Here is a 12944-nt window from a genome sequence, read left to right as displayed (position 1 = left end):
TGCAATCAAATGCGGATCTGCCACCAACTGGGCAACCAGCGGCGGATCCGGCGCTCAGCAAAGCGTTGATCCAGTAACCAGACCACCCCCTGATCTTCGGTGGTGCGGATGACCCGGCCAGCGGCCTGGACCACTTTCTGCAGGCCTGGGTAGAGGTAGGCGTAGTCGTAGCCATTGCCGAACTGATCTTCCATGCGCTGGCGGATTTCCTCGTTCACCGGATTGACTTGCGGCAGACCCAGGGTGGCGATAAAAGCGCCGATCAGGCGTGGTCCCGGCAGGTCGATGCCTTCGCCAAAGGCGCCGCCGAGCACGGCAAAGCCCACCCCTTGGGATTCGCTGGTGAACCGCTCGAGAAAACTCTGGCGCTGGGATTCGTTCATTTGCCGTGACTGCTCCCACAGAGGTATCTGCGGATAATGACGGCGCAGATGCGCCAGGGCCTGTTGCAGATAGTCGTAGCTGCTGAAAAACGCCAGATAGTTGCCGGGGCGTTGGTGAAACTGCTGGGCGATCAGGGCGCTGATGGGGCCTAGGCTGTCGGTGCGATCCGGGTAGCGGGTCGATAGTTTGGAGGTAATGCGCACGTCGAGTTGCTCCGGGCGAAAAGGCGATTCAACCTCCAGGGCCTGGCAGTCCTGATTCAGCCCCAGCAGGTCCCGGTAGTAGGGCGCCGGGCTCAAGGTGGCCGAGAACAGGGTGCTGCTGTGCGCCAGGCGAAAGCGTTCGGCAAGAAAGGGCGCGGGAATTACATTGCGCAGGCACAGGGTTGACAGCGCTTGCTGGCGGTCCTGGTAGCGGGTGATGTCGAACAGCGAGTGCGGGCCGTAGGCCTCGGCCAGTCGGCAGAACAGCATGGCATCCAGGTAAAACTGCAACAGCGCGGTGTCATTGCCGGTGGGCTGGTCGGTCAGGTGGTCAGTCAGGGCACTGACGGCCTTGTTCAGGCTGGCGACAAACAGGTCGGCAACCTGCGGATAAATCTGATAGTCGGCTTGTTGGTCCTGGTGTAGCTGGTTCCAGTGCCGGGCGACCCGATCCAGTGGGCCCTTGAGTCGGGCGGGAGCGCTACGGCGCAGGCTGTTGAAGCGGGCCTGGTCGAGTTCGGCGCTATACATGCCGCGGGCCCGGTCGATCAGGTTGTGCGCTTCATCGACCAGCAGGGTAACGCGCCAGTCGTTGATCAGGGTCAGGCTATAGAGCAGGGCACCAAGATCGAAGTAGTAGTTGTAGTCGCAGACCACTACATCGCTCCAGCGACACAACTCCTGGCTCAGATAATAAGGGCAGATCTGGTGCTCCCTGGCGATGGCTCGGACCTGGACCTGATCCAGCCAGCCAGCTTGTAGCGCCGCCAGACGTGCGGCCGGCAAACGGTCGTAGAAGCCCTTGGCCAGCGGGCAGGAATCACCATGACAGGCGCGTTCGGGGTATTCGCAGGCCTTGTCGCGGGCGACGTGTTCGAGTACCCGCAGGTTCAAGCCGGGATTATGCTGGTGCAGAGCCTGCAAGGCCTCCAGCGCCAGATGCCGGCCGGGTGTTTTAGCACAGAGAAAGAACAGCCGGTCCAGTTGCTGGGCGGGAAAGGCCTTGAGCTGGGGAAACAGGGTGCCCAGTGTCTTACCAATTCCTGTGGTAGCCTGAGCCAGCAGTTGCTCGCCATCACGGGCGGCGCGATAAACAGCTTCGGCCAGTTGGCGCTGACCGTGGCGAAAGCTCGGATAGGGAAAGCTCAAAGCGCCCAGGTCATGATCGCGACGTTGACGATGCAGGGTTTCCTGTTCAGCCCAGGCGATGAAACGCTGGCACTGCAACTGGAAAAATTCGCGCAGCGATTCGGCGCCAAAGCGTTCACGAAATACGGTTTCCTGTTGGGTGACGACGTTGAAATACACCACCGCCAGGTCGATTTCATCCATGCCCCACTGCTGGCATAGCAACCAGCCGTAGACTTTGACCTGGGCCCAGTGCAGTACCTGATGGTTGTGGGGAATGCGGCTGACATCGCCACGGTGGGTCTTGATTTCTTCCAGCAGTTTGAAGTCAGGGTCATAGCCATCTGCCCGCCCAACTACCCGCAGGCCTGGGTAGTCGCCTGCCACCGGGATTTCACTGAGGTAGTCCGGGCCGCGCCGGGCAATAATCGTACGGTGCCCGGCCTGGCCTTCCTCGGCGGTTGGCGCCGGGGTGAAACGCAGGTCCAGATCGCCCTCGCGGGCGGTGAACTCACAGAGCGCGCGTACCCCGATCCGGTAGCTCATGCCTCGCTCCAGCGCACATGGCAGACTTGCACCGGCATGTTGTGCCGGGTGCAGAACTCGATCCAGCGCTTCTGGTTGTCCTGCAGACGATCACCGGGACCTTTGACCTCGATCATCCGGTAGCGCCGCTCCTGCGGCCAGAACTGGATCAGGTCGGGCATGCCGGCGCGGTTGTTGCGTAAATCCTGTAGCAGGCGCTGGAACCAGGCTTTGAGGTGCTCGGCTGGCAGGCACAGCAGAGCCTGGTCAAGCAGCTCGGCAGGCAGCCAGTCCCAGGCCACGAACGGCGACTGGATACCCTGTTTGGCCTGGTAGATGGCGCGGATATGCTGGGCATGGCTGCCATCGTCGAGCCGCGCCAGGCAGCGAGTGAACTGTTGTGCGCGGCGCTGGTGAAAATCGGCGCTGAGCAGATCGACCGGGCCGGTATGGAACGGGTGGAAGAAGGCGCCGGGGAGTGGGGTAAAGATCGCTTCCCAGCACAGCAGACCGAACAGGCTGTTGATCAGGGTGTTTTCGACATAGTGCACCGGGGTCTGCTCGGTGTGCAGGTGTTCGCGCACGGCCCATTCGACGCTGCCGGTATTGGCCAGGGTCAGGTCAATGCGCTCAGGCTCGCAGCGCGGGCGTGGTGCCGGAGCTGGTTGGTCGAGCTGGCGCGCCAGGCGTGCCAGTAGCCGCTCCAGCAATTGCTGCTCGGCATCGCTTTCGGGGGAGGCCAGAGCGACTTGGGCCAGACTCCAGGCGCTATCCCATCCAGCAATTGCTGCTCGGCATCGCTTTCGGGGGAGGCCAGAGCGACTTGGGCCAGACTCCAGGCGCTATCCCAGGATTCGAGGCGCTCAAGCAGGCGAATCCGGCGCTGGCGGGCGCCAGGGTAGTGGCTACGTTGATACAGCATCACGGCGTTGTGCAGTTCACCGTCGCGTTCCGCTTGCCGGGCCAGCAAAAACAGCAGCTTGGCATGGCGGTTGAGAATCCAGGGGTTGTCGCTGCGCACTGGGCCGAGTTGTTCCAGTACGCTGTTGACACTGGCGCCGGCTTCTAGCTGTTCGCGGCAGGCTCGCAGGTGCAGGTAGTCATCGATATCGGCCCGTTGGCTGAAGCCCCGGGCTTGCGCGGCAATGGGCACCTGTTCATAGCGAAAGATGCCGAGATCAGCCAGGACGAACTCCGACCACTGCTGGCTCAGGTTGCCGAAGAACATCAGTCGCAGGCGCTCGCAGAGCGGGCCGACCATCAGGGTGTAGAGCGGCTCATTGAGAAATCCTGCCAGTTCGCTGAACCTGGTGGGCTGGCTGATCTTTGCACACAGAGCTTCGAACAGATCGGCTTTTCGGGTACTGCTCGGGGTATCAGGCAATAGGGTCAGGAGTTCGCCTCGGCGCAGCAGGGCAAATAGCTGCGCCGCGTCCAGCGGCTGGTCGTCGCGTAGCCAGCCGTGCTTGAGCAAAGCCTCGGCGGCGATAGCGATGTCGCCAATTTCCGGGTACTTCAGTGCGCTGTGGCGAAAGTGCGGACCCTTGCGCATCACTAAACGTACCAGCAGGGCCTGGCTGGCCAGCGGCAAATGCCTGAAGCCGCAGATGAACGCATGCTCTTCGGCGCTCAGCAGGTCGCCGTAACGCTCCTCAATCCAGTTCAGGGCGGTCAGGAAGTTGCTGAGATAGTAATGTTCTGGGCCGAGTGAGTCGGGCATGCGGACTGATCAAGTGCTGGTTATTTATTCAGTATTTTGCTTGGGTTGGCGGTCTTGTTCAAGCTGAGTAGAGGTGTTTCCTGGCTACTGGTCGTCGGAGATGGGGGCTAGGGGGATTTCGGTTACGATTTTGGGGTCGTCCACAGCTGGCCTTTTGCCTATAATTCGCGCCGATTATTCAACCACTTGCAGGGCTTTTGACTGTGAACAAGCAATCGGCATCTCCGAAAGTCACCCATTTATTGAGCAATTGGCGCTGGACCGAGCGGTCCGAACCGGTTACCGACCTGGTGATTGCCGAGCAGCAGGAAGGCGCGGACTCGCAGCTGGTGTGTGGCAAACCCAGCCCCAAGGCGCGACGGTCGACTCTATGGGAGTGCCGCAAGAAAGGCCTGGAGCCGGTTACTCTGGAAATGGAAAAACACTTGCGGATCATGTCGGCAACACGGGATGTGCCAAAGCTGGTCAATGTGATGCGTGAACACCAGACTGACGTCATCAATTGCCATATGCCCAATGCCCATATGCTCGGCGTCCTGGCCAACTGTATGACTGGTGGCAAGCATTTGCTGGTGCGCACCAGTTACAATGCCAACGGCCCGGATGACAAATGGCGTTCACGCTTTCTGCTCAAAAACGCCACTGACGGACTGGTGGTGATCAGTGAGCATGCTCGCCAGCAGGCGGTTGAGCGATTCAAGTTTCCCGCCAGCCGGATTGCAGTGATTGAGCCTGGGATCGATCTTGAGCGTTTCAATACCTCGATGGACCGTGAGCAGGCGCGCGCCCGTTTCGGTTTTGGTCCGGATGATTTCGTGATCGGCATGGCTTCGCGCATTCAGCCGCGCCGGCGGTTGGATCTGCTGCTCAACGCAGCTGCGGAGCTGCGCAAGCAGATCCCCAATCTCAAGCTGTTCCTGGTCGGTCATGGCGATGCCAATAACGTTGTTCATGCGCCGGCCGAGCGGCTGGGCATCAGCGATCTGCTGGTAATGCCGGGTTATATCGAGGGTGATGATCTGGTGGCGGCCTACCGGGCCATGGATCTGCTGTACTTCCCGGTCGGTGGCACTGACCAGTCATGCCGGACCTTGCGCGAGGTGCTTGCCTGCGGTTGCCCGGTGATTGGCGGAAATGTGGGGTTTATCCCCGAACTGGTGAAGGAGGGGGTCAACGGGTTGCTGGTTGATCTGGATGTGGATCAGGCCCGAGACAGCATCCTGGCCTTGTACCGGAATCCTGAGTTGCGTCAGCGCATGGCCTGTCAGGCCGGTGAAGATGCCGAAAAACGTTTCCGGCTGCGCCACCAGGCGCGCCAGAATCTGGCGTTGTATCAGCGCCTGCATGCCTACAAGGCTTTACCCCAGCCGCGCAAGCGGGTGAGCAAGCGGGCCCTGGCCTTGCTGGGTTTCTATGCCTATCTGGCGCTGTCTGAGCTGGAGTTGTTCTGACAGAAGCCTGAACAAGCCCGCGTTGGGTGTCATCTCTGCTTTAATGGGAAGTGCAGGTTTTCCCAGGTTTGCCGGAGGTGCCCATGGATATGCCGAACAAGACCCTGGCCGAGTTGTTTGCCCAACTCGGCCTTGATTCAGACCCGTCGAGTATCGACACTTTTTTCGCGACCCATTCCCTGGACCACGATGCCAAGCTGTCTGAGGCGCCATTCTGGAATGCCTCGCAGGCAGCGTTCCTGCGTGAGGAAATCCTTGAAGATGCTGAATGGGCGCCGGTAGTGGATGAACTCAACGCCCGTTTGCATGAGCGTTGAGTACTACTTCTGCACCCTGTAAGGCTTCTACGCTAATTAGTGTCCTGCTTTAACGGCATGTCGAGGGTTGAGCCATTGTGTGGTGGGCGAGGTCATTGGACCAGCCCCTAGGCGGGGCTGGTAAAACGTTTCAATGCCTGCTGCATAAACGGTTCCAGGTCACCGGGTTGATAGCCATCGGGTTGCCGGCCAAAGGCGACGCTCAGGCGATTCCAACTGTTGATGGCGATGATCGCAAAGGTCAGCCGGGTGATTTCCGTTTCGTTGAAATGTTCAGCCAGGCTCTTGAACCGGGCTTGCAGATCCTGCTCATGGCTGATCAGGGTGACGGCTTCGGTCCAGGCCAGGACTGCTTGCTCGGCGGGGCTGTAGACTCCGGCCTCGCGCCAGGCCGGCAGCAGATGGATACGGGCTGGCTCGGCTCCCAGGGCCTGCAGATCCTTGCTGTGCATGTCGATACAGTAGGCGCAGCCGTTGAGCTGTGAAGCACGCAACTGAATCAGGGCGAGCAGTTCCTGGTCGAGTGTCGAATGATGCAGGTGGGCGCTGATGGCGGTGAGTGCCTGCAAGGGCAGGGCGTCGGCATGTCTGAGGTAGTCGAGACGCATGGGTATAAACTCCAGTGGCTTGAAAAGTGTCAACAACCCCCAGGACGTCGTAGCCTGGACAAGTGTGACAGCAACTGTCACAGACGGACGCAAACCAGCGTCCTGGCTGTACACCACCAGAGACTGCAATATGAATGACAAGGCTGAACTTTTTGATCAGGCCCGCCCGCGTTTGCTGGGCTTGGGCTATCGACTGCTGGGTACCCGGATGGACGCCGAGGATCTGGTACAGGATGCCTGGTTCCGCTGGAGCGAGGCTGATCATAAGCAGATTGCTGACCCCCAGGCCTGGCTTGTTACCGTCGTGACGCGACTGGGGATTGACCGTCTGCGTCAGCTCAAGCGCCGCCGTGAGGAGTACAGCGGGCCGTGGTTACCGGAGCCGGTGTTCGACGACATGGTGCCGGGAGCCGAGCGTCTGGCTGAAATGGCCTCTGACCTGTCGATGGCTTTTCTGTTGGCCATGGAGCGCTTGAGCGCCCAGGAGCGAGCAGCGTTTCTGCTGCGTGAGGTGTTCGATTACTCGTATGACGAGATTGCGGCAATGATAGGCAAGAGTCCGGTCGCCAGCCGTCAGGCCATCAGCCGCGCCCGTGCCCGTCTGCGTGATGAGCGGCCACGCTTCGATGTGGACCCGGCGGCTCACCGGCAATTGTTGGAGCGCTTCGTTGCGGCGATGGCGCAAGGAGACGCCAAGGCGTTTGCCAGCCTGTTGGCAGAAGAGGTGCGGTGGATTGCCGATGGTGGCGGGCGAGTACGTGCGGCATCCCGGGTCTTGCACGGGGTGCGGGCGGCGACCCGTCTGGCGATGGGCTTGCAGCGCAGTTGGCGTGACCGGTTGCAGATGCGTCTGGCACTGATCAATGGTCAGACCGGGGTGTTGCTTTTGCTGGATGGCCAGTTGCGCTCGGTAGTGCTGTTGGAAAGTGATGGTCGCGCCATCACCGGTATTTACTCGGTGGTCAATCCGGACAAGCTGCGCGGGGCCTCAGGCAGCTGTCACTGAGGCTGAGTTTCGGACTGGCCAAATTGCAACGCGGCCAGGCGGGCATACAGGGGGTTGTTGGCCACCAGTTCAGTATGACTACCCAGGGCCTGGAGTTGCCCCTGATCGATCACCGCGATCCGATCGGCATGCTGAATGGTGGCCAGCCGGTGGGCGATCACCAGTGTTGTGCGCCCCTGCATCAATCTGGGTAGCGCCTGCTGAATCAGGTGTTCGCTATGGGCGTCCAGCGCGCTGGTCGCTTCGTCGAGCAATAGTATCGGCGCGTCGAGCAGCAGTGCCCGGGCGATCGCCAGACGCTGCTTCTGGCCACCCGAAAGCCCCAACCCGGCATCGCCCAGGTGAGTTTCATAGCCTTGCGGCAGGGTCTGAATGAACTCTTCGGCATGGGCGGCCCGGGCAGCGGCTTCGACCTCCTGCTGGCTGGCCTGTGGCCGACCGTAACGGATGTTGTCAGCCACGCTGCCATAGAACAGGGCCGGATTTTGCGATACCAGGGCGAAGCAGCTGCGCAGCTCATCGGGATCAAGTTGGCGGATGTCGATGCCGTCAATTCGTATGCAACCACTACCGGGGTCGAAGAAGCGCAGCAGCAGGTCGAACAGCGTTGACTTGCCGGCTCCGGAAGGGCCAACCAGAGCCAGGGTCTCACCCGGACTGACGCTCAGATTGAACTGGTTGATGACCTGGCGCTGAGGCCGGGACGGGTAGGCGAAACTCACCTGTTCAAAACTGATTCGGCCACTGGGTGGCTGTGGCAGGTGCTCAAGGTCATGGGCTGGTGGGCCGATTTCCCGTTGGCTGGCCAGCAGTTCGAGGATTCTGCTGGTGGCGCCGGCAGCGCGCTGTAGCTCACCAATGACTTCACTCAGGGCGCCAGCAGAAACCCCAACGATCAGGCTGTAGAACACGAAGGCCGCCAGTTCACCGCCGCTGATGCGGCCCTGAATCACATCCATACCACCAACCCAGAGCATGACCCCAATCGCGCCCAGAACCAGGGTGATTACGGCAAAGGTCAGCCAGGCTCGTTGGGCAATCCGCTGACGGGCGACCTGAAAAGCCTGCTCGCTGACCTGGGCGAACCGGGTCTTGTCGGCATGTTGGTGGTTGTAGGCCTGGACAGTCTTGATCTGGCCGAGTATTTCACCAACGTAGGCACCGACATCCGCGACCCGGTCCTGGCTGAGCCGGGACAGGCGCCGCACCCGACGGCCAAAGAACAGAATCGGGGCAATCACCAGCGGAATGGCGGTCATCACGATGCTGGTGAGTTTGGGGTTGGTGATGAACAACAGGATCACGCCACCGATCAGCATCAGCGCGTTGCGCAGGGCAATCGATACTGTAGAGCCAATCACCGATTGCAGCACCGTGGTGTCGGCGGTAAGGCGCGACTGGATTTCCAGGCCGCGATTGCTTTCGAAAAAGCCCGGATGCAGCTCAATCAGGTGATCGAACACCTGACAGCGGATATCGGCGACCACCCGTTCACCAATCCAGGACACCAGATAAAAGCGGGCGAAAGTGCCGATCGCCAGCGCGACCACCAGCAGTCCGAACAGCGCTACCGACTGATTCAACTGCTGCGCCGAGCCTGTGGCAAAACCCTGGTCGACCAGCAGACGTAGCCCTTGCCCCAAGGACAGGGTAACGGCAGCAGTAAACACCAGTGCCGCCAGGGCGCCAAGCACCCACCAGCGATAGGGCATAACGAAGCGCCGGGCAAAGTCGAGTACATGCCTGTAACGCTGGGAAATCCGGCTCATAGCGCCTCGGAAAAGCCAAGTGTGATCCCTATGCTAACCTGAATAACGAAGCAACCCACGCACTTCCAACGGGGAGTCGTTGCAATGAGTGGAAAAAATATCTGGACTCACAAGGGAACCTTTCTGTTGGCCGCTGTGGGCTCTGCGGTCGGGTTAGGCAATCTTTGGCGCTTTCCTTATCTGACGGGTGAGAACGGCGGCGGCGCCTTTATTCTGGTCTACGCCTTGACCATCGCGGTGGTGGGGATCCCTATTTTGATCGCTGAGACTCTGCTCGGTCGCTCCAGCCGCCGCAGCCCGATCATGGGGATGAAATACCTGACGGAAAGTCACGGCACCAGTTCGGCCTGGCAGGTGATCGGCTGGATGGGGGCTGGTGCGGCCTTCGTGATCCTGAGTTTCTATTCAGTTATCGCTGGTTGGGCGATCCATTACACCGGGTTGCTGTTTTCCGGGGCTCTGGCCGGCGCTGATGCCGAAACGATAGGTGCCTCCTTCGGTGCCTTGCTGGCTTCGCCAGAACGTCTGCTGCTTTACCATACCCTGTTCATTGGCGCTTCCGGCTTGATTGTTGCCATGGGGATTCACAAGGGTATCGAAGGCGGGTTGCGGATCATGATGCCAGCCCTGTTCGTGATCCTGATGATTGTGCTGGTCTATGGTGTGGTGGTTGGGGATGCCGCTGCGGCCATGCGCTTTCTGTTTACCTTCAACCTTAATGACCTGAGCCTGGAGGGCTGGCTGCAGGCGATGGGGCAGTCATTCTTCACCCTCAGCCTTGGCATGGGTGCGATCATGGCCTATGGCGCTTATATGTCCAGCGAAGCTTCCCTGACGCGTACTGCCGTCTCGATTGCTGTTGTCGATACGCTGATTGCTCTGATGGCTGGGGTGGCGATTTTTTCGCTGGTGTTTGGCAGCGGTATGGAAGCCGGGCAGGGGCCAGGACTGATGTTCGTAACTTTACCAATAGCCTTTGCCGATCTGCCGGGCGGTTCGATCCTTGGTGGAGTGTTCTTCATTTTGGTGATTGGCGCGGCGCTGACCTCGGCGATATCGTTGGTTGAGCCGGTGGCGGCCTGGCTGCTTGAGCGTTTCGATCTGAGCCGTCCGGTGGCCGTAGCAATCATGGTCGGTGGCTGCTGGGCCTTGGGGCTGCTGACCGTGTTCAGCTTCAATGTCTGGTCCGAGGGCACCATTACTCACCAGTGGTTCGGTCGCTCACCCTTCGATGTACTGGAGTTCATTACTAACATCCTCATGCCTTTGGGTGGTTTGCTGATTGCGCTGTTTGCAGGTTGGGCACTGACCCGTGAGGACGTGATCCGGCAAATGGCGACCAATGATCGCTGGTTTTCCGCCTGGCAGTTCCTGGTGCGCTTCGTCGCTCCTACTGCGGTGGCCTTCGTCTTCCTGCGCACCATCCCGCAAGTCGAGGGATATTGGATGCCGGCCATCGGTGCAGTACTGATCATTGGGGCCTTTACCGCAGGCCGGACTTTCATGATTCGGCGTTGAGCCGCCCTAGGGGGAAGGTTTTAGGAGCAGGTGAAATGCTGGCAACAGTCTGTTGCCAGCATTCGCACAGCTGTTCTGGCATGATGTATGGCTCTGACTGAGCGGTCAGCCGTTCGTCCTTCTGTTTCCGGATATTCCATGCCTTTAAAGATTCTGCTCATTCTGGGTGGCCTGAGCGCTTTCGGCCCACTGGCCATTGACCTCTATCTCCCGGCATTTCCGGCCATGGCGGCCTCGTATGCCACCGATATCGAGCATATTCAGCTCAGTATGTCGGCGTACTTCATCGGTCTGGCTTCAGGACAGTTATTTTATGGGCCGATCGCCGACCGCTATGGCCGACGCAAACCGCTGTTGTTCGGCATTGCCCTGTTCGCTATGGCGTCGCTGGCCTGCGCCCTGGCACCAACTTTGGAATGGTTGCTGGCGGCGCGTTTTGCCCAGGCGCTCGGTGGTTGCGCCGGGATGGTAGTAACCCGTGCGGTGGTACGCGATCTGTGCAAGCCGATAGAGGCAGCCAGGGCCTTTTCCCAATTGATGCTGGTAATGGGGGTGGCGCCGATCCTGGCGCCCTTGCTGGGTGGCGGGATGCTCAAGCTGGGTGGCTGGCCGCTGATTTTCTATTTTTTGACGCTGTTCGCCTGTCTGGCCGCTGTGGCGGTATTTATCTGGCTGCAGGAAACCCTGCCGCAAACCCAGGAACGCCCGGCTTTATCTGGCGCACTGGGCCGCTACCTGCGTCTGTTGCGTGAGCCAGTGTTCATGTTTCATGCTTTGACCGGTGGGTTGGCCATGGCCGGCATGTTCGTCTATATCGCAGGTTCGCCGTTCGTGATCATCAAGCTGTATGGCATCGCGGCGGAGCATTTCGGTTGGTTTTTTGCGATCAATGCCGCCGGCTTTATCCTGTTTGCCCAGTTCAATAGCCGGCTTCTGCGTCGGCGTCCGCCAGTCAAGCTGCTGCAGCGCACCACGCTGGTATTTTTGCTGTGCTGTCTGTGGCTATTGGTCACTACTTTCGTGCAACCGGAGTCGTTGTGGCCACTGATGCTGCCGCTGTTTTTTGCGGTCTCGGTGGTGGCACTGGTACTGCCCAACGCCTCGGCCTGTGCCATGGCTGGGCAAGGCCATCAGGCCGGGCTGGCTTCGGCGCTGATGGGCACCATGCAGTTTGTCATCGCTGGGATTACCTCGGCGCTGATTGGGGTGCTGCATGACGGCACGGCGGTGCCTATGGCGCTGGTGATGACCGGTTGCGCGCTACTGGTCGTGCTTATGGCCCGGCAGGCGCGCCGGGCTGGTGGCGTGCAGTACGGAATGGGCTGATCAACTGGCCGCTACCCGGCGCGGGCTGCCGATACGCTCGAGCAGACTGTTCAGGCGTACGTCTGCCCCCAGCACATGACGTAGTTGGCCGTTCTGGTCAAAGACTGGTGCCGACAGGGTGAAGCAGTAGGCGTCGGTAGCGGAGGAGCGGTAGACCGGGCTGATATGCGGCTGGAGATTGTCCTTGACCGCCCGGAACCAGGGACGGTCGGACCAGTTCTTGCCGCGCATGCTGCCTTTGGTCGAGGCCTTGAGATCATCGGCCGGAATGTTCTCGCTGACCTGGATTCCGTCAGCTCCAACCAGATAAAGCAGTTCGAAGCGTGGATCACTGGCGATAAAGCTTCGCAGGCGCTGTTCAGCCTGGGCCGGTGGGCCGCAGAACACCTGCTCGCTGGCCAGTTCGGTGATCCGTTGACAAACCTGCTGATGCAGGTCGAGCTGGAACCCGCCCAGGCCCTCCAGCAGGTGATCGCCTTCTTCGCGTACGGCGGCGCTGTGGCGTTTGACCTGGGTGGCCTTGCCTAGCAACTGTCCGGCGACATCGGCAATGTTCTGCACGTCCTGGCTGACCGAGCGTACCGCTGCACCAATCTGCTCGGTACCACTAGCCATGCCAGCCATGCGTTGATCGAGTTGGGTCATGTCCTGACTGGCTTCGCTCAGGCGTTGATCCATGTTCTGAATACCTTCTCGCCCCTCGGCGATAGCCTGATGCATGCTCTGGCCAGCGTCATTCAAATGCTGCATGCCGGCACGGAAGGCTTCGATGATCTGGTTGACCTGGTCGGTGGCTTCGGTGGTATGTCCGGCCAGTCGGCGGACTTCGTCGGCGACCACGGCAAAACCGCGACCATGCTCGCCGGCGCGGGCGGCTTCGATCGCGGCATTCAGGGCCAGCAGGTTGGTCTGCTGGGAAATGCTGGCAATCATGCCGATGACCTGGGTGACCTCATCCAGTTGTTGGCCCAGGCGCTGAATTTCTCCGG

The 12944-nt window shown here is 60.3% G+C and carries 10 protein-coding genes and 1 pseudogene; 5 read left to right on the top strand and 6 right to left on the bottom strand.

Going from position 1 to position 12944, the window contains the following annotated elements; all coding sequences use genetic code 11:
• Positions 1-5 precede the first annotated feature (5 nt).
• From C2846_RS10530 to C2846_RS19140, 3 genes are read right to left on the bottom strand one after another with little or no spacing between them, the layout of a single operon-like run.
• Positions 6-2261, bottom strand: coding sequence for an ATP-dependent DNA helicase (locus C2846_RS10530; RefSeq protein WP_119701406.1), 2256 nt, complete (start codon positions 2259-2261; stop codon positions 6-8).
• Positions 2258-2950 (bottom strand): VRR-NUC domain-containing protein, encoded by a 693-nt coding sequence (locus C2846_RS19145; RefSeq protein WP_420849040.1) that lies wholly within the window; start codon positions 2948-2950, stop codon positions 2258-2260. Before C2846_RS19145 ends, C2846_RS10530 begins: the two co-directional genes overlap by 4 nt.
• Positions 2857-3960, bottom strand: coding sequence for a PDDEXK family nuclease (locus C2846_RS19140; RefSeq protein ID WP_420849039.1), 1104 nt, complete (start codon positions 3958-3960; stop codon positions 2857-2859). Before C2846_RS19140 ends, C2846_RS19145 begins: the two co-directional genes overlap by 94 nt.
• Before the next feature lie 242 nt (positions 3961-4202).
• Between C2846_RS19140 and C2846_RS10520 the strand changes: the two genes are divergently transcribed.
• Both C2846_RS10520 and C2846_RS10515 read left to right on the top strand, forming a co-directional pair.
• Positions 4203-5411 carry a glycosyltransferase family 4 protein gene (locus C2846_RS10520; protein ID WP_131038215.1) on the top strand — a complete coding sequence of 403 codons (1209 nt, stop codon included), beginning with the start codon at positions 4203-4205 and terminating at the stop codon, positions 5409-5411.
• 83 nt (positions 5412-5494) lie between these two features.
• A complete protein-coding gene (locus tag C2846_RS10515; protein ID WP_080050860.1) occupies positions 5495-5728 on the top strand; it encodes a DUF2789 domain-containing protein in 234 nt (77 codons plus the stop codon).
• A gap of 107 nt (positions 5729-5835) precedes the next feature.
• On the opposite strand, the gene C2846_RS10510 is transcribed toward C2846_RS10515, so the two are convergent.
• The gene (locus C2846_RS10510; protein ID WP_231705526.1) at positions 5836-6336 is read right to left on the bottom strand and encodes a carboxymuconolactone decarboxylase family protein; all 501 of its coding nucleotides are present in this window, start codon (positions 6334-6336) and stop codon (positions 5836-5838) included.
• Between the two features lie 130 nt (positions 6337-6466).
• On the opposite strand from C2846_RS10510, the gene C2846_RS10505 reads away from it, so the two are divergent.
• Positions 6467-7342 carry an RNA polymerase sigma-70 factor gene (locus C2846_RS10505; protein ID WP_119701405.1) on the top strand — a complete coding sequence of 292 codons (876 nt, stop codon included), beginning with the start codon at positions 6467-6469 and terminating at the stop codon, positions 7340-7342.
• On the opposite strand, the gene C2846_RS10500 is transcribed toward C2846_RS10505, so the two are convergent.
• On the bottom strand, positions 7336-9111 hold the full coding sequence (locus C2846_RS10500) for an ABC transporter transmembrane domain-containing protein (protein ID WP_119701404.1): 1776 nt from the start codon (positions 9109-9111) through the stop codon (positions 7336-7338). The two genes, C2846_RS10505 and C2846_RS10500, sit on opposite strands and share 7 nt — an antisense overlap.
• An 84-nt stretch (positions 9112-9195) precedes the next feature.
• Here C2846_RS10500 and C2846_RS10495 point away from each other — a divergent pair, with 84 nt between their 5' ends.
• Together C2846_RS10495 and C2846_RS10490 are read left to right on the top strand one after the other, a co-directional pair.
• Complete coding sequence (locus C2846_RS10495) at positions 9196-10629, top strand: sodium-dependent transporter (protein ID WP_119701403.1); 1434 nt, start codon at positions 9196-9198, stop codon at positions 10627-10629.
• A gap of 138 nt (positions 10630-10767) precedes the next feature.
• Entirely contained in the window at positions 10768-11955 is a 1188-nt protein-coding gene (locus tag C2846_RS10490; protein WP_080050856.1) for a Bcr/CflA family multidrug efflux MFS transporter, read from the top strand.
• Here C2846_RS10490 and C2846_RS19240 read toward each other — a convergent pair.
• A pseudogene (locus C2846_RS19240) lies at positions 11956-12897 on the bottom strand (methyl-accepting chemotaxis protein); the annotation flags it as partial.
• Positions 12898-12944: the final 47 nt, after the last annotated feature.

The sequence above is a fragment of the Pseudomonas jilinensis genome (assembly GCF_003586265.1).
GTDB lineage: Bacteria > Pseudomonadota > Gammaproteobacteria > Pseudomonadales > Pseudomonadaceae > Halopseudomonas > Halopseudomonas phragmitis.
This window is presented reverse-complemented; position numbering and strand designations above follow the sequence as displayed.